We start from the raw sequence: 15,862 nt of genomic DNA, 5'->3' as shown, positions 1-15,862 counted from the left end.
CAAATCATAACCACATTCCTGGGTTGCTTTGATGACTGCCGTTGGAACTTGCTGTCAGGAAGCCGCACCGGCAACGACCAACCCCTGTCCCCTCGCCGGAAACTGGAGCCAGACATGACGTCAAAGTCTCCCCGCAAGATCGCGATCCTCGCGCTGACGCACCTCGCCATGCTGGCAACCGGCTTCGCGGCCGGAATCTATGTGCTGCCGATCCTGACCGAGCAGGCGGGGGCGAGTATCGGGCAGGTACAGGCGGTGTCGCGGCAGGCGGCCTATTCCGGCGACTTCCGCAAGGACCTGGCCGGCAGTGACGCCTTCCACTGGGCCAGCGGACGGCTGCATGTGTCGGCCCGGGCCATTGCCTTCGAAGGCAGCGTGGCGCCGGGGCCGGACTACCGGATCTACCTGGTGCCGGAATTCGTCGACACCGAGGCGGCTTTCCTTGCGATCAAGGACCGCGCGGTGCAGGTTGCACCGTTGAAGACATTCGGCAATTTCACCGTGGCGCTGCCGGATGGCGTCGACCCTGGCCAGCACCGTGCGGTGGTGATCTGGTGCGAGCGGTTCGGGCAGTTCATCAGTGCTGCGGCGTACCGCTAGGCCGTGCAAGACCGCGCAAGAAAAAAGGGCCGATCGAGGAACCGGCCCAACGAACCCCGCACAGGCAAGGTGTCGATATGAACATCATGCGCCCGCCCGTGGCGCGCCGTTGGCGTGCCACGGGCGGGCAGGCCGGGATCAGAAGCGGTGACGCATGCCGATGGTGGCGCCGGTCTGGTTCTCGCCCGCGACCACGGTGCCCACGCCATTCAGGCCCAGGGCCGAGCCGTTCTTGTTCTTGGCGTAGCCCACGTTCAGGTACACGTCGGTGCGCTTGGACAGCGAATAGTCCGCCGACAGCACGAACATCCACGGATCGGCATCGCTGTTGCGGGTGTCGTTGTAGTAGGCGGCGCCGGTCACCAGGAAGGCAGGCGTGAAGCGGTACTGCGCGCCGGCCCAGTAGACGTTGCTGCGGGTCGCGGCGGCGGTGGCACTGGAGACGCCGTCGTCCTTCAGCCAGCGGTAGCCGGCGAACACCTTGGCGCCGCCGAAGGCGTAGGCGGTGCCCACCGCGGCGCGCTTGGCGCTGCGGTCCTGCAGTGCCACGGTGGCGCCCTGGTACTGGTCGTAGGCGGCACCCACCGAGAAGCCACCGACGCCGTACGACAGCCCGCCGCCGAAATTGCGCGCGACCTTGGGTTCGCCCGGCACTTCGCCGTTGTTGTCGCGGCCGAAGCTGTAGAAGCCGGTGGCGGTCAGGCCGCCGAACTTGCCGGTGTACTTGATGGCGTTGTCGGCGCGGCCGTTGAAGGCCGAGTCGACGCTGTTGAGCGAGTAGCGCGGGCCCACGCCCATCGGGTCGAAGGCGCCGAACAGGTCGTACAGCGCGTTCTGCTGGCGGCCCAGCGTGACGGCGCCGAAGCTGCCCTGCAGGCCCACGTAGGCCTGGCGGCCGAACAGGCGGTTGCCCTGGCCAGAGGTGCCGGTATCGATATCGAAACCGCTTTCCAGCACGAAGATACCCTTCAGGCCTTCGCCCAGGTCTTCGGTGCCGCGCAGGCCCCAGCGCGAGCCGGAGAGGTTGCCCGAGTTCAGGCGGGTGGTCGTGCCCTGGGCACCGTTGCTGCCGGGCACGTGGCTGATGACTTCGAGGCCGGCATCGGCAATGCCGTACAGCGTTACGTTCGATGCGGACTGGGCCGATGCCGCCCCGGATGCCGTCGTAGCGGCTACTGCTGCCGTCAATGCAAGGAGAGCTTTCTTCACTGTGATTTCTCTGTTTTATGGTGATTCCATGACACCGCGCCGGTCCGACCGGAACCGGGGGGCCATGCCGGCCTGAGCCGGCTGGCCGCGCCGGACCCTGCGGGCGGCGCACGTCCGCACATGTGCGGCCCGCGCATTCTGATGGCGCAATATGAAGGCCTTGTGACGAATAGTGCGCAGCACAATGTGCCGAATAGCACCCGCATGGGGGTTTTCCCTGTGAGCGACGGGATCGTTTTGGTAGGATGCAGGCTTTTCCGACGACGGTAATGCCAGTGCCCCGTGCCGCCATGTGCCTTTGCCTCGACAGCTTCGCGTCATGAAGCTGGCAGAGATCAAGACCCGGCTTGCCTCGCTGCAGGCTCCGCTCCCCGCCTCGATCCAGCAACGCCTGTCCGGCCTGTGCGCGCGCAGCGCGCGCCTGGGCCTGACCCGGCCCGGCTCGCTGCGCCCCACGCGCCGCGGCGTGCTGGTTGGCATGGCCGCCGTGCCGGCAGCCTTGCTGCTGTACGTGCTGGTGCTGGTGCCGTTCACGCCTGGCATCAGCGACATCCGCAAGGCCAAGTCCGAGCAGCCCGCGCAGGTGCTGTCGGCCGACGGCAGGGAGCTGGCGGTCTTCAAGTGGGCCAACCGCGACTGGGTGCCGCTGAAACAGATCTCGCCCAACGTGGTGGCGGCGCTGATCTCGACCGAAGACCACCGCTTCTATGAGCACCACGGGCTCGACTGGCGCCGCATCGCCTCGGCCGCGGTCCATACCTTCACGGGCGACCGCCAGGGCGGCTCGACCATTACCCAGCAGCTGGCGCGCAACCTCTATCCCGACGAGATCGGCCGGGCACCCACGCTGACGCGCAAGCTCAAGGAAGCGATCACCGCGTTCAAGATCGAGGCCCTGTACACCAAGGACGAGATCCTCGAGACCTACCTGAACACGGTGCCGTTCCTGTACAACGCATTCGGCATCGAGATGGCCGCGCGCACGTACTTCGACAAGCCGGCGCGCTCGCTCGACGTGCTGCAAAGCGCCACGCTGATCGGCATGCTCAAGGGCAACAGCTACTACAACCCGGTGCTGAACCCCGAGCGCGCGCTGGACCGGCGCAATATCGTGCTGGGACAGATGGTCAAGCGCGGCAAGCTCGACGCGGCCCGCTACGAGCAGCTCAAACGCCGTCCGCTGCGCATCGACTTCGAGCGCCAGACCGAGCCGCCCGGCCCCGCGCCGCACTTCGCCCAGCAGCTGCGCAAGTGGCTGATCGGCTGGGCCGACCAAAACGGCTACGACATCTACGCAGACGGCCTGGTGGTGCACACCACCATCGACGCGCGCCTGCAGGCCATGGCCACGCAGGCGGTGGCGCAGCAGGGCAACCGCCTGCAGGCGATCGCCAACGCGGCCTGGGCGCCGCGCGCAGGCTGGGCCGCGGACCGCGCGCTGGTGCAGGCCTTCGTGCGCGAGTCGCCGGAATACCGCGCCGCCACCGCCGCCGGCACGCCGCCTGAAGACGCGATGAAGCACCTGCTGGCCAATGGCACCTTCATGCGCGCGCTGCACCAGCAGAAGACGCGCATCCAGGCAGGCTTCCTTGCCATCGATCCGCGCAATGGCGAGATCCGCGCCTGGGTCGGCAGCCGCGACTACACGCAGGACGCGTTCGACCACGTGCAGCAGGCGCGCCGCCAGCCGGGCTCGACCTTCAAGCCCTTCGTCTACGGCGCCGCATTCGAGGAAGGCAAATCGCCCGACGACACGCTGATGGACCAGCCGGTCGAGATCGAACTGGCCGGCGGCGAGATCTGGCGCCCGTCGGACGAGGGCCGTCCCACCGGGCGCGCGATGAGCCTGCGCGACGGCCTGGTCTACTCGCGCAACACCATCACCGCGCAGCTGATGCAGCAGGTAGGTCCGGGGCGCGTGGCGCGGCTGGCGCGCGAGATGGGCGTGCGCGAAAGCCGGCTCGACGAGGTGCCGTCGCTGGCACTGGGCACCAGCCCGGTCACGCTCAAGGAAATGGTGGCCGCCTACGGCACCATCGCCAACGCCGGCAATTACATCGCGCCGACCATGGTCACTCGCATCGAGGACCGCAATGGCAATGTGCTGCAGGTATTCCGCCCGGCGCGCGCCGAGCACGCGCTGCCCCATGCCACCACGCAGATCCTGCTCGACGTGATGCGCGACGTGATCGACCGCGGCACCGGCGCCGGCATCCGCTCGCGCTTCGGCATCCGCGCCGACGTGGCCGGCAAGACCGGCACCACGCAGGACAACGCCGACGGCTGGTTCATCATGATGCACCCGGAGCTGGTCGCCGGCGCCTGGGTCGGCTTCAACGACAGCCGCGTCACGCTGCGCAGCGACTACTGGGGCCAGGGCGCGCACAGCGCGCTGCCGATGGTCGGCGACTTCTACCAGCGCGCGCTGCGCGGCCGCGTCATCGACGGCCGCGCGCGCTTTGCCGAGTACGAGGAAACCCATGTGTTCGCCTCGCTCGGCAACCAGATGCGCGGCTGGTGGACCCAGCTGTTCAGCCGTGACAAGGCCAACGACGCCACCGCGCCGCGCCCGGCGCCGCGCCGTCCGGCGCTGCCGGCGCCCGAGGCGGATGTGAAGCCGCCGGCCAGCACGCCGATGGCGTCGTCCTCCGCGCCGGTGACCGGCGCTGGCAGTGGCGACGAAGAGTCCAGCCTGGCGCTGGATCGCGGGGAGACGGTGATGGCGGTGCCGCCGCAGGACCCCGCGACGGCGAGCGCACCCACCGCGCCGACAGCGCCGACAGCGCCGACAGCGCCGCCTGGCCAACCGGCGCCCGCGGCGCCGGCCGGCGCCACCGCTCCTGGCTTCCCGCCACCGCCGCCCGCGACTGGCCCTGCAGCCCCGGCGGCACCAGCGCCCGCTGCGCCCATCTATCCGGTCGCGCCCACCGTGATCTCGCCCGCCAACGGCAGCAACTGAGCGTGGCGGCTGAGCGCTGCAACTGGCCGGTGGCGTCGGCTTGCTAGACCAGTCCCAGATCGCGCCCGGCCACGCCCGGAAACACCTGCCCCAGCCGCCCCGCATCCAGCCCATACAACCGCTGGAACAACCCGCCCAGCACCGCCCGATACTCATTGCGCACCGGCCAGTCCCGATCCTGGTTCAGCGCCGCCCGTTCCACCGCGACCTGCTCGCCCGCGATGCGGCCCCCGCGCACCGCGCCGCCGGCCACCCAGTAAACCGTGCCGTGGCCATGGTCGGTGCCGCGGGTGCCGTTCTCGCGGAAGGTGCGGCCGAACTCCGACAGCACCACCACGGTGGTCCCGCGCCATGCGGGACCCATGCCGTCGGCGAAAGCCGACAGGCCGCGGCCGAGGTTGTCGAGCAGGCCGGCGAGCTGGCCCTGCGCCGCGCCCTGGTTGACGTGGGTATCCCAGCCGCCGACGTCGATAAAGCCAAGGTTGAAGCGCTCGCGCATCAGCCCCGCCATGCGCCGCGCCTCGACCTCGAAGCCGCGCGCGCTGAGCGAGCGGCGGTTGGCGGCCTGCATCTCCTGCTGGCGCGCGGCCATGTTGCCGCCGCCCATGTCGCCTGCGCTGGCCTCGGCCTGGCGCGCCACCGCCTGGCGCAGCTCGAAGCCTTCGTCGATCAGTGACTCGAAGCGCGTGCCGCGGTACATCTGCGCCAGCAGCTGTTCCTGGCGCGCATCGAACGGGGTGCGGCCGCTGCCCTTGAGCGAGACGTTGGGCACGTCGCGCGGCCCCGCCAGCACCATCGGCAGGCCGTCGGTGAAGGCCACCGGCGCGGCCTGGCCGCCCATGGCCTGCGCCAGGCGATTGAGGAAACCGCTGCCGCGCAGCGCGGCGAGCTGGCCGCGGTTGTTATCGCGTGGATCATCGCCCGCGCCCGGCAGGCCGGCCTCGATGGCGTCCTGGGTCTCGAAATGGCTGCGCGTCAGGTCATGGGTGCCGGCAAACGGCACGAAGGCCAACTGCCCGCGCTGCCACAGTGGCAGCATGGTCTGCCCCAGTGCCGGGTGCAGCGCCCAGTCGCCGATGCCGCGCGCGGCGCTGTCGGCGGCAAAGGCCGGCGCCAGCGCGACCGCGGCTCCCGGGTCGGCATCCGCGCCGGCGGCGGGCGGCCGCGGGATCGCGATATTGGGGCGGGCCGCGTAGTAGAAGTCGCTGCCGGCCGGCACCAGCACGCTGGCGGCATCATAGCCGCCGCGCAGGAACACCAGCAGGAAGCGGGCGTCGGCCTGTGCCGGCAGCGCGTAGACGCGCGAAACCGTGGCGGGCAGCGCCCACGCCAGCGCGGCGCCGCCCATCGTCTTCAGCCATTGTCTGCGGTGCATGGTGAACTCCGTTGCAATGCGTGTCAGCGCTGCATCCATTCCGGCGAGCTGAGCAGCACGGTATTCCACTCGGCCTGCGAAGCCGCCTGCGCCAGCGCCGCGCGCGTGGCCGCGCCGAGCGTGGCTTCGATGCTGTCGTAGTAGAGCTTGTTGCCGATCACCGGGAAGCGCGCGCCGCGCGGCATGCCCGCATCGCCGGCGAACAGCCCGGCCGGCCCCGAACCGATCGCGCGCGCGATCTCGAAGCGCCGCACCATCTGCCCCGAACTGGCCCAGGCGCTTTCCGCCGCGGGATAGCCGTCGGGTGTCACGTGGCCGTACAGCGGCTCCCCGAGCTGGGTCAGCCAGTTCATCACCGGGCGCAGGTTGGCGACCGGCCGGCCCTCGTAAGCCAGCCGCAGCGACGACACCACGTAGACCATCGGATCCTTGAATTTGCGCGATGACGCCGGCAGCCGATCCAGCTCGGGCGCCAGCAACATGGTGCGCAGTACCGCGGCGATGTCTCCGTCGGTGCGCGTGAAGGTCCGGGCCATGCGCTCGACGAGGCCCGGCGGCGGATTGTCGGCGATGAAATAGGTGGCGAGCCTGGCACTGATGAAGCGCGCCGTGGCTGGCTCGCGCGCCAGGATCGTCACCGCGCGCTCGACTTCCGCAAACCCGGCCGGCTCGATGCGCTGGCCGAGCAGGGTCTTGGCGCCGAAGTCGTGCCGCGCCGGGTTGAACTCGAACGGGCCGTCGCTGCGGTACAGCGCCGCGCGCGCGGGCTGCAGCCGCGGTGGCGTGCCGCGCAGGTTGACGCCGACGCCGGTCAGCACGCGCGCCAGCTCCTGCACGTCCTGCTGGGTGTAGCGCGAGCCGCTGGAGCCGCCCGCCACGCCCAGCGTATGCAGCTCCATCAGCTCGCGCGCGTAGTTCTCGTTGATGCGGTTGGCGCTGCTCTGCGCGTTGTCCAGATAGAGCAGCATCGCCGGCGCGGTGACGGTGGCCATCAGCAGGTCGCGGAAGCTCCCCAGGGCATGGGGGCGGATCGTGCGTTCCTCATAGTCTGGCAGCAGCCAGCGCACCTGCCCCTTGCCCGAATAGACATTGAAGTGGTTCATCCAGAACCACGTCATCTGCTCGCGCAACTGCGCCGGCGAGTACAGCGCCCGCAGCAGGTGGCGCCGCGCGATGTCGGCCACCAGCTCGCGGCCCTGCGCGTTCAGGGCCTGGCGGGCCTGCTGCTTGCTGTCTTCGTCGGGCAGCGCCTCGATGCGCTCGCGCGCCTGCCGTGCGGCCTGCAGCGGTGCGCCGGGGGCGCCCTGCAGCGCCGGCAGCGCGGCGATGGCGGCGGCCAGTTCCGGAGGATCGGCAGGCGGCATGGCCAGCTGGCGTTCCAGGTACGCGGCACGCCCCAGGCGCCGCAGCTCGGCCAGGCTGGCCTGGTCGGCGCCGAAGCTGACGGTATTGAGCCAGCGCAGGTCGGCCGCGCTGTCGCCGCCGGTGGCCGGTACCCGGGCACAGGCGCCAACGCAGGCGGCCAGCGCCAGCGCCGCGGCGGCGCGCCACGCTGCCAGCCGCGCCCGCCGCACCGTGCCATGTCCCGCCTGTTGCGCCGCCTCCATGCCCGCCTCCATGCCCGCCTCCTTGTCATGCGCACCCTGTCAATGTTACGTGGCAAGCGCGTTTTCGTTGACGTCACGGTGCCGAGGACTGTTACCAATGCTTTCAGGCCCGGATCCAGCGACGTTGCCGGAATTGCCGGAATTGCCAAGACAGCCCCGGCGCGCCTGGCTAGCCTTGCGCTTTGTCTTGTCCGATGGCTGTCATGTCGCGCCCCGTCTTCGCCGCCCCCGCCTGGCTGCCCAGCCTCGCCTTCGTGCTGGTCTGGTCCACCGGCTTCATCGTCGGCAAGGCCATCGTGCCCCTGGCCGATACCAGCCTGTTCCTGCTGGCGCGCTTTGCCGTGGCCGGGCTGATGTTCGTGGCATGGGCGCTGGCCGCCGGCGCGGCCTGGCCGCCGCTGCGCGACGCGCCGCGCCACCTGCTGGCCGGCGCGCTGATGCAGGGCGTCTACCTCTGTGCCGGCTACGGCGCCGTGGCGCAAGGCCTGCCGCCGGCGATCATGGCGCTGCTGGGCGCGCTGCAGCCACTGCTGACCGCGCTGCTTGCCATTCCACTGCTCAAAGAGCTACCTTCCAGGCGGACCTGGCAGGGCCTGGCGCTGGGTGCACTGGGCGTTGCGCTGGTCGTGGCGCCGGCGATGCAGGCCGGTGTGCAGCCGGTCTCGCCGTGGATCGTGCTGCTGGGCGTTCTGGCCATTGTTTCGATCACCATGGGAACCCTGTTGCAGAAATCCGCCATCGCCACCTCCGACCTGCGCGCCAGCTCGGCGTGGCAGAACCTGGGCGCCATGCTGGTGGCCGGCGTCATGGTCGCTGCCATGCTCGCGACCGGGGGCGCCGGCGCGCCGCTGCACTGGGAAGGCGGCATGTTGCTGTGGGCCGCGCTGGCGTGGGCCGGCCTCGGGCTGTCCGGCGGCGGCACGTGGCTGCTGGTCGGCCTGGTGCGGCGCGGGCAGGCGGCCAATGCCGCGGCGCTGATGTTCCTGGCGCCGCCGCTGGCGGCGGCGCAGGCATGGTTGCTGTTCGGCCAGGGACTGGGTGCGGTGCAGGCGCTTGGCATGGCGGTGGCCGGCGCGGGCGTATGGCTGTGCCAGACCCAGGGCAGGCAGCGGCATGCCGAAGCGCGCTGAAGCCCCTGCCCCGCTGGTCGAGCACCGCCGCTACCGCGACCAGCCCGACGGCCACCAGCACCGCTACCACCAGTTGCTGTTCGGGCTGGCGGGCGCGACCGAACTGGAGATCGATGGCCATGTCTACCGCGTCGACGCGCGCACCGGGCTGATCGTGCCGGCCGGCAGCCACCATGAGTTCCTGGGCTTCGACGGCAACCTGCAGCTGGTCGCGGACTTCCCGGCGCAGTCGGTAGCGCTGCCGGCACGGCTGATGGCACGCCCCCGCACCTTTGCGCTGGACGGTGCCTTTGGCAGCCGGGTCCGCGCCCTGGCCGCGTGGCGCGCCGCCGCGGCCGCGCGCGGGCCGCATACCGACTGGCAGCTTGCCGCGACGCTGGCCGCGGCACTGGCCGAGAGCCTGGGCATGCCGGCCGACCAGCATGTCTTCCCGCTGATGGCCGTCGATGCCTACCTGCGCGCCAACCTGTCCGAGCCGTTGCGGGTGGCCGAGGTGGCCGGGCATTTCGGCTGGAGCGTGCGCCGCTTCCAGACCCTCTTTGCCGAGGCCTTCGGCGATACGCCGCACCGGTACCAGACCCGGCTGCGTCTGGACCGGGCGGTGCGGCTGCTGTCGCAGACCACACTGCCACTGGCTGAGATCGCGCTGGCGTCAGGCTATCCGGACCAGACCACCTTTACGCGCAGCTTTACGCGGCGCTTCGGGCAACCGCCCGGCGCATGGCGCGCGGCCGCCTTGTCCGGTCGAAGGCGCTGAACGGCGCACGGGACCGCTACCTTCGCGGCGACCGGCGCCACTGGCACCACTGGCGCTACCGGCGCTACTGCCCGCTCATCTTCCCGCGGAATTCTTCGGCCGTGCCGATCTGCCGGAACAATGGCCCGCCCGGTGCGAACTTGTCCGCGCTGGCCAGCGGCCCCACCACCACCGGCTCAAACCCGGCATCGCGCACCAGCTGCGCCGCCACCTGCAGCGCCGCTTCGTCGTCACCGGCAATCGGCACGGCGATCAGGCCGCCGGACCGGTGATGCAAATTGGCGAAATTGGTCGCGCCCATGAAGTTGAACGCCCTCACCACGCGGGCCCCGCGCAGGTATTTCGCCGTGGTGATGCCAATGCCGTTACGCTGCGCCTCATCGGCAATCGCGCCGTCGCGCTGGACAATGGCATTGGTGGCATCCAGCACGATCTTGCCCGACCACGCCCCGGCATTCTCCTGGCTGAGTTGCGGCAAGGCGTGGTAAGGAGTGGCGAGGAACAGCACCTCGGCAAAGGCGATTGCCTCGGCGACCGTGCCCGCCCGCGCGAGCGGGCCGAGGCCGTCGACCAGCGGCTTGAGCGCTTCAGGATGCCGCGACGAGAACAGGACCGGATGCCCCGCCTTGACCCAGAGTCCGCCGACGGTGCCACCAATGCGCCCGGAGCCGATCACGCCGATGCGCGCCGGGCCCGCGTTCGCGGCGGCGGCGGCCGTTCGCCCGGCGCACGCGCTCAACGGCGCAACGCTCAATGCCAGCAGGGCCAGCGCCGCCGCTCGCAGCATGCGGCGCCGTTCGGGGCCGAAGACGTTGGCCGGCTCTTGCATCATGCACTCCCAGGATGATTGCTTGCCAGCGCGCCCCCTGCGCAGGATCTCCTGCCGCACGCCGGCCGCCCAAGGAACTCTAGGCGAAAAAATGGCTTACCGGGCAATCGCCCTTGGCACTGCCTGCGCGCTGGACTAGATTAGGTAGCATTTGCGCCACGCCAAGAAGTCTCCGTCACAGCCGACCGCACGATGCGGCGCGAGAGGGGAACCCCCAATGGCCTACGCCCGACGCCGCGCCCGCCGGTCCCGGCATGTGCCAGGGATGGGCCTTGAACTCGGCTTGCGCCAGCGGCTTGGGCGGCTGACGTTGCGCGCCGGCTACAGCTACACGCAAGCGACCTTCCAGGCGGAAGGCCAGCTGCAATCGCCGTTCGCCGCGCCGGTGGCGGTGCCTCCGGGCACGCGCATGGCAGGCATTGCGCTGCACAGCTTCAGGCTCGGCGCCGACTGGCGCGCAACCGCGGCCGTCAGCGTAGGCGGCGACATGATCGTGTCGTCATCGCGGCCGGTGGCGGGCAACGAGGATGATGCACTCAGCGCGCAAGACCCGGGCCTGGCCCGCACCGCTGGCTACCTGCCGCTGAACCTGCGGGCCAGCTGGCCGTTTTCGCCGCGCTGGCAGCGCTACGGACGCATCGACAACGTATTCGATCGCCGCTACGGGACCTACCGGCAGGGCGGCTACAACCTGTTTCCAGGCGGCACGCTGCTGCAGCCGGGTGCCGCCGTACCCGTCGAGCGCTTTGTCGCACCCGGCGCGCCGCGGCTGCTCCTGGTCGGCGTGCGCTATGAATGGGACGGGCGTTGAATCGGACGCCGGTCAACCGAGCAAGGAGAAAGCGCCATGCCTACGCATCGTTTACGCAGTACGCAATGCATGCTGGCCGCTGCCGCACTGGCGCTGGCGTGCCCGATCTCTGCCCGCGCGGCGCAGGCCTACGTTTCGACCGAAGGCGGCGGCATCGCCGTCATCGACCTGGACCGGCTTGAAGCCGTCGCCAGCCTTCCGGCCGGCGGCAAGGGGCCGCGCGGGCTCGGCGTCACCGCCGATGGCAAATACCTGCTGGCGGCCAACCGGGACACGGGCGACGTGTCGGTGATCGACCTGAGCACCGGCCAGCCGGTCCGGCGCGTGCCGATCGGACAGAACCCGGAATTCGTGCGCGTGGCCGGCAACCAGGCCTTCGTCACGTTCGAACCGGGCGAGCGCTCCGGCCCGCCCGGCGCCACGCCGGCAGCTCCCGCAAAGACCAAAGGCAATGACGATAAGTCCCTGCCGGCCGAAATCGCCGTGATCGACCTGAAAGACTGGCGTGTGAGCCGCACGATCCGCAGCGGGATGGAAACCGAAGGGATCGAGTTCTCGCACGACGGCAGGCTGATGCTGGTGACCAACGAAGGCGACGACACCGTCACCGTCTACGAGACGGCCAGCGGCAGGCAAGTGAAGCTGCTGCCGATGCCGGCCGGCTCGCGGCCGCGCGGGATCAAGGCGAGCCCCGACGGCACCCGCTACGTGGTGACACTGGAAACCGCCAATGCGTTCGTGGTGGTCGACGCCACGGACTTGCGCGTGCAGCGCACCGTGCCGACCCGCACCGGTCCCTACGGCGTGGCGTTCGATCGCGCCGGCGCGCGGCTGTTCGTCGCCGCGTCGCGCGCCGACACCCTGCAGGTGTTCGATGCGCAGACCTTCGCGCCACTGGCCGAGATTCCGGTCGGCAAGCGCTGCTGGCATTTCAGCTTTACGCCGGACGATGCGCGGCTGCTGGTGGCCTGCGGTCGCTCCAATGCGGTCTATGTCTTCGACGCGCGCACCTACCAGCCGGTGAAGCACTTCGACGGGCTGCCGCTAAGCTGGGGCATCGTGACCTTTCCGAAGAGCGTGGGTTCGATCGATTCGCCGTAGGCGGCGCGGCATTACTTCGCCGGCGCCGCCGCGGTCTGGCTGCCCGACAGGATGGACATCACGCTCTTCGCGCCTGCCTGCTCCGCAATCTCGCGCGCCGTCAGCCCGCGGTCATCGCGCAACGAGGCATCGGCGCCGCGCGCAAGCAGCAGTTGCACGACCTCGCCCTTGTCATAGCCGGCAGCCCACATCAGTGCCGTCAGGCCATGCGCATAGCGCGCGTTGCTGTCGACGCCGGCATCGAGCAACTGCTTCACCACCAGCGTGCGGCCCTCTCCCGCTGCATAGATCATGGCGGTCTTGCTGACGCGGTCGGTGGCGTTGAGTTCGGCATGTCGCGCCAGCAGCATCGCGGTGATGTCCTGGTACCCGCCAAACGCCGCCGCCATCAGCGGCGTCACGCCTTGCAGGTTTGCCTGGCTGACATTGGCGCCGCGTTCGACCAGCGTGCGCGCCATGCCGGTCAGGCCGCGCTTGGACGCAGTCATCAGGGGCGTGTCGCCGATCCGGTTGCGCGCGTCCACCGCAGCGCCCTGCTCCAGCGCAGCCCGCACGCCGGCCTCGTCGCCGGCGCGCGCCGAAGCCAGCAGGCGCGCGTTCACGCTGATGTCGCCTTGCGCAAGTACGTTGCCGGCGAACAGGCCGAACGCGCACAGGCACGCCACTGGAATCCTTCGCAAATCACGACTCATTTCCGGCCCCTCCCATGACACCCCGGCGCGGCACATCGCGCAACGCAGGTTTCGCCTTGCGCGGCCGTTCCCGGCCTGCGCCGGTGCCCGCCCGCTAAGTCTGGTGCGCGGGAAGCACAAATTCAAGCACGCCCTGCATGCTGCAAGGCACCGACGGGAGCGGCCGGCATGTCGGTTGCTTTGCAAGGGTTCTTGCCTATACTGCACTTCACCTCGGGCCACTACGACGCGCGGCGCAGCCGCCTTTTCGTCGCCTCGATACGCATCGGCTCCTGCCGGCTTGCGCGTTTCGCTCCCCCAGCGGCCAGGTCGAAAGAAGATCGAATAAGGAGCGCCCCATGCTCTCACTCCCTCGCCTCTCCAGGCATGCCCTTCCTCTGCTGTTCCTTGCCCTGCACGCATCCGCGGCATTCGCTGCCGGGGAAATCCAGGGCGGCGCGACCACATCCGCCGCGCCGATGTCCAGTGCGCTGCGCCCCGTCACGCAAGGCCAGCTGGATGCCGCGGGCACCAATGGCAACGACTGGCTGCACTCCAACGGTTCGTACTTCCAGACGCGCTATTACCCGGCGACGCAGATCAACACGAAGAACGTTGCCAGGCTGCGGCCCGCCTTCGTCTTCCAGACGGCAGTGATGGAGTCGATGGAAACCGCGCCGATCGTCGTCAACGGCGTCATGTTCCTGACGACTTCCCACAACCACGTCTATGCCATCGACGCGGTGACGGGCAAGGAGTTCTGGCACTACAAGCACAAGATGGGGCCGGTCACCACGTTCTGCTGCGGGCCGAACAACCGGGGCGTGGCGATCAGCGGCGATCGGCTCTACATGGGCACGCTCGACGCCAAGCTGGTCGCGCTCGATGCCAAGACCGGCAAGCTGCTGTGGGAGACGCAGATTGCGGATCCTGAACTCGGCTACTCCGAAACCATGGCGCCGGTCGTCATCGACGACAAGGTCCTGATCGGCACCAATGGCGGCGAATACGGCATCCGTGGCTTCCTGAAGGCGTTCAGCGCCACGGACGGCAAGCTGCTCTGGACCTTCCACACCATCCCGGAGAAGGGCCACGAAGGCGTGTGGGCCACCAGGGACGCCACCGGCCGCGACATGAAGCGCGACATCGCCGCCGAGAAGAAGATGCTGGCCGACAAGGGCGGCGACTTCTACAAGACGCTTGGCGGCGGCGTGTGGATGGCCCCGGCCGTCGACCGCGCCAGCAACCTGGCGATCTTCCTGGTGGGCAATCCGTCGCCAGACCTGTACGGGGCGATCCGTCCCGGAGACAACCTGTACACCGACTCGCTGGTCGCGGTCGACCTGAACACCGGCGCCTACAAGTGGCACCTGCAATATATCGCCCATGACGTGTGGGACCTGGATGCGGCCAGCCCGGCGATCCTGGTCGACGTGCGCGACGAAAAAGGACAGTTGATCCCGGGCGTCATCCACGGCGGCAAGACCGGGCACGTCTATGTGCACGACCGCCGCGACGGCCGCCTGATCCGCTACTCGCAGGCGATGATCCCGCAGGAGAACATGTGGACGCTCCCCACCCCGCAAGGCGCGCGCATGCTGCCGGGCGCGAACGGCGGCGTGGAGTGGTCGCCCATGGCATTCAACCCGAAGACGCGCCTTGCCTATGCCGCCAACCTGCATCAGCCGATGACGTACCAGGTGGAAGACGTACCCTATCCAGGCGGCAAGCTGTGGCTGGGCGGCGCGTTCAAGGTCATCCCGGGCGAGCAGCAGTGGGGCAAGCTGTCGGCGGTCAATATCGATAGCGGCAAGGTGGCGTGGGACTACAAGACCGAGCAGCCGCTGATCGGCGGCGTGCTGGCGACGGCCGGCGGGCTGGTCTTTACTGGCGAGGGCAACGGCCTGTTCAAGGCGTTCGATGCGGCCAACGGCAAGCTGCTGTGGCAGTTCCAGTGCGGCGCCGGCGTGAATTCTCCACCGGTGTCCTATACCGTCGGCGGCAAGCAGTACATTGCCGTGGCAGCTGGCGGCAACACGCAGCTGGACTTCAAGCGCGGCAACAGCATTTTTGTCTTCGCGGTGCAATAGGACCATAGACACGCAATCGGAAATGCCGGGCACACCGATCCATCCGCGCCGCAATCCGGCGGCGCGGGCCGCCGTGGCGACAGCCGTCGTGGCTGCGCTGCTGGCACTGCCGGGCGCAAGCAGCAATGCCCGCGCCGATGCCGCCGCCGGGCAGGCCAAGGCACAGGTATGCGTAGCCTGCCACGGCGCGCAGGGCAATCCCACAGATCCCGCCTATCCGCAGCTGGCGGGGCAGACCGCGCGCTACCTCTACCTGCAACTGCGTGACTTCAAGGAAGGGCGGCGTAGCGACCCAGCCATGTCGCCCATGGCCGCTCCGTTGTCGCGAGAGGACATGCTGGACCTGTCCGACTACTTCGCCGCGCAGAAGCCGGTCGCGTCGACCTACAAGGTCGATGCCGCGCGTGTCGCGGCCGGGCGCAGCAAGGCGGAGGAAGTGCTTTGCACGATGTGCCATCTCGGCGGATTCGCCGGCCAGAATGAAATCCCACGGGTGGCCGGCCAGCAGTACGCGTATATCGTCAAGCAGCTGGAGGATTTCCGCGCCCGACGGCGTACCAACGACGCGGGCAATATGACCAGCGTGTCGCGCAACCTGAGCGACGACGATATCAAAAATCTGGCCAACTACATTACCGGCCTGAATTAGGCCGCGATGTATATCCCGCCACTGGGCACGGCGCCCGGCCAGGTGCCGTGCAGCGCACCGGCATGACGTTGCGA

Annotated in this window: 13 protein-coding genes; 8 read left to right on the top strand and 5 right to left on the bottom strand. The window is 69.4% G+C overall.

The features are described 5' to 3' along the window. The first annotated feature begins 114 nt into the window (after positions 1 to 114). Positions 115 to 600: a DM13 domain-containing protein gene (locus J8I34_RS04170; protein WP_209805394.1), complete on the top strand. Its 486-nt coding sequence runs from the start codon at positions 115 to 117 to the stop codon at positions 598 to 600. 138 nt (positions 601 to 738) lie between these two features. Here the strand turns inward: J8I34_RS04170 and J8I34_RS04165 are convergent, their stop codons facing one another. Continuing rightward, positions 739 to 1,809, bottom strand: coding sequence for a porin (locus tag J8I34_RS04165; RefSeq protein ID WP_029047574.1), 1,071 nt, complete (start codon positions 1,807 to 1,809; stop codon positions 739 to 741). A 319-nt stretch (positions 1,810 to 2,128) separates the two neighbouring features. Between J8I34_RS04165 and J8I34_RS04160 the strand changes: the two genes are divergently transcribed. Next, positions 2,129 to 4,768, top strand: a complete 2,640-nt coding sequence (locus J8I34_RS04160; RefSeq protein WP_209805393.1) for a penicillin-binding protein 1A — start codon at positions 2,129 to 2,131, stop codon at positions 4,766 to 4,768. A gap of 43 nt (positions 4,769 to 4,811) precedes the next feature. On the opposite strand, the gene J8I34_RS04155 is transcribed toward J8I34_RS04160, so the two are convergent. Further along, positions 4,812 to 6,143, bottom strand: coding sequence for a DUF1501 domain-containing protein (locus J8I34_RS04155; RefSeq protein WP_209805392.1), 1,332 nt, complete (start codon positions 6,141 to 6,143; stop codon positions 4,812 to 4,814). Positions 6,144 to 6,166: 23 nt separating this feature from the next. Beyond that, on the bottom strand, positions 6,167 to 7,762 hold the full coding sequence (locus J8I34_RS04150; protein WP_245175758.1) for a DUF1800 domain-containing protein: 1,596 nt from the start codon (positions 7,760 to 7,762) through the stop codon (positions 6,167 to 6,169). Between the two features lie 191 nt (positions 7,763 to 7,953). On the opposite strand from J8I34_RS04150, the gene J8I34_RS04145 reads away from it, so the two are divergent. Both J8I34_RS04145 and J8I34_RS04140 read left to right on the top strand, forming a co-directional pair. Continuing rightward, positions 7,954 to 8,880, top strand: coding sequence for a DMT family transporter (locus J8I34_RS04145; protein ID WP_209771589.1), 927 nt, complete (start codon positions 7,954 to 7,956; stop codon positions 8,878 to 8,880). Then, entirely contained in the window at positions 8,864 to 9,637 is a 774-nt protein-coding gene (locus J8I34_RS04140) for an AraC family transcriptional regulator (RefSeq protein ID WP_209771586.1), read from the top strand. Before J8I34_RS04145 ends, J8I34_RS04140 begins: the two co-directional genes overlap by 17 nt. Positions 9,638 to 9,701: 64 nt before the next feature. Here the strand turns inward: J8I34_RS04140 and J8I34_RS04135 are convergent, their stop codons facing one another. After that, positions 9,702 to 10,466: an NADPH-dependent F420 reductase gene (locus J8I34_RS04135; protein WP_209805443.1), complete on the bottom strand. Its 765-nt coding sequence runs from the start codon at positions 10,464 to 10,466 to the stop codon at positions 9,702 to 9,704. Between the two features lie 265 nt (positions 10,467 to 10,731). On the opposite strand from J8I34_RS04135, the gene J8I34_RS04130 reads away from it, so the two are divergent. Then, on the top strand, positions 10,732 to 11,277 hold the full coding sequence (locus tag J8I34_RS04130) for a TonB-dependent receptor domain-containing protein (RefSeq protein ID WP_245175757.1): 546 nt from the start codon (positions 10,732 to 10,734) through the stop codon (positions 11,275 to 11,277). A 36-nt stretch (positions 11,278 to 11,313) separates the two neighbouring features. Next, positions 11,314 to 12,378: a YVTN family beta-propeller repeat protein gene (locus tag J8I34_RS04125; protein WP_209805391.1), complete on the top strand. Its 1,065-nt coding sequence runs from the start codon at positions 11,314 to 11,316 to the stop codon at positions 12,376 to 12,378. Between the two features lie 11 nt (positions 12,379 to 12,389). Here J8I34_RS04125 and J8I34_RS04120 read toward each other — a convergent pair whose 3' ends face one another. Next, positions 12,390 to 13,070 carry an ankyrin repeat domain-containing protein gene (locus J8I34_RS04120; RefSeq protein WP_209771580.1) on the bottom strand — a complete coding sequence of 227 codons (681 nt, stop codon included), beginning with the start codon at positions 13,068 to 13,070 and terminating at the stop codon, positions 12,390 to 12,392. Between the two features lie 338 nt (positions 13,071 to 13,408). On the opposite strand from J8I34_RS04120, the gene J8I34_RS04115 reads away from it, so the two are divergent. Continuing rightward, positions 13,409 to 15,139, top strand: a complete 1,731-nt coding sequence (locus J8I34_RS04115; RefSeq protein WP_029050198.1) for a pyrroloquinoline quinone-dependent dehydrogenase — start codon at positions 13,409 to 13,411, stop codon at positions 15,137 to 15,139. Between the two features lie 22 nt (positions 15,140 to 15,161). Further along, positions 15,162 to 15,788: a c-type cytochrome gene (locus J8I34_RS04110; RefSeq protein ID WP_209805390.1), complete on the top strand. Its 627-nt coding sequence runs from the start codon at positions 15,162 to 15,164 to the stop codon at positions 15,786 to 15,788. Positions 15,789 to 15,862: the final 74 nt, after the last annotated feature.

The organism is Cupriavidus phytohabitans (genome assembly GCF_017815025.1).
Lineage (GTDB): Bacteria > Pseudomonadota > Gammaproteobacteria > Burkholderiales > Burkholderiaceae > Cupriavidus.
This window is presented reverse-complemented; position numbering and strand designations above follow the sequence as displayed.

Bases quoted from the DNA above. Each gene is read 5' to 3' on its own strand.
- J8I34_RS04145 (WP_209771589.1), top strand. From the start codon at position 7,954: ATGTCGCGCCCCGTCTTCGCCGCCCCCGCCTGGCTGCCCAGCCTCGCC.
- J8I34_RS04140 (WP_209771586.1), top strand. From the start codon at position 8,864: ATGCCGAAGCGCGCTGAAGCCCCTGCCCCGCTGGTCGAGCACCGCCGC.
- J8I34_RS04160 (WP_209805393.1), top strand. From the start codon at position 2,129: ATGAAGCTGGCAGAGATCAAGACCCGGCTTGCCTCGCTGCAGGCTCCG.
- J8I34_RS04125 (WP_209805391.1), top strand. From the start codon at position 11,314: ATGCCTACGCATCGTTTACGCAGTACGCAATGCATGCTGGCCGCTGCC.
- J8I34_RS04135 (WP_209805443.1), bottom strand. From the start codon at position 10,466: ATGCAAGAGCCGGCCAACGTCTTCGGCCCCGAACGGCGCCGCATGCTG.
- J8I34_RS04110 (WP_209805390.1), top strand. From the start codon at position 15,162: ATGCCGGGCACACCGATCCATCCGCGCCGCAATCCGGCGGCGCGGGCC.
- J8I34_RS04120 (WP_209771580.1), bottom strand. From the start codon at position 13,070: ATGAGTCGTGATTTGCGAAGGATTCCAGTGGCGTGCCTGTGCGCGTTC.
- J8I34_RS04150 (WP_245175758.1), bottom strand. From the start codon at position 7,762: ATGGAGGCGGGCATGGAGGCGGCGCAACAGGCGGGACATGGCACGGTG.
- J8I34_RS04115 (WP_029050198.1), top strand. From the start codon at position 13,409: ATGCTCTCACTCCCTCGCCTCTCCAGGCATGCCCTTCCTCTGCTGTTC.
- J8I34_RS04130 (WP_245175757.1), top strand. From the start codon at position 10,732: ATGGGCCTTGAACTCGGCTTGCGCCAGCGGCTTGGGCGGCTGACGTTG.
- J8I34_RS04155 (WP_209805392.1), bottom strand. From the start codon at position 6,143: ATGCACCGCAGACAATGGCTGAAGACGATGGGCGGCGCCGCGCTGGCG.
- J8I34_RS04170 (WP_209805394.1), top strand. From the start codon at position 115: ATGACGTCAAAGTCTCCCCGCAAGATCGCGATCCTCGCGCTGACGCAC.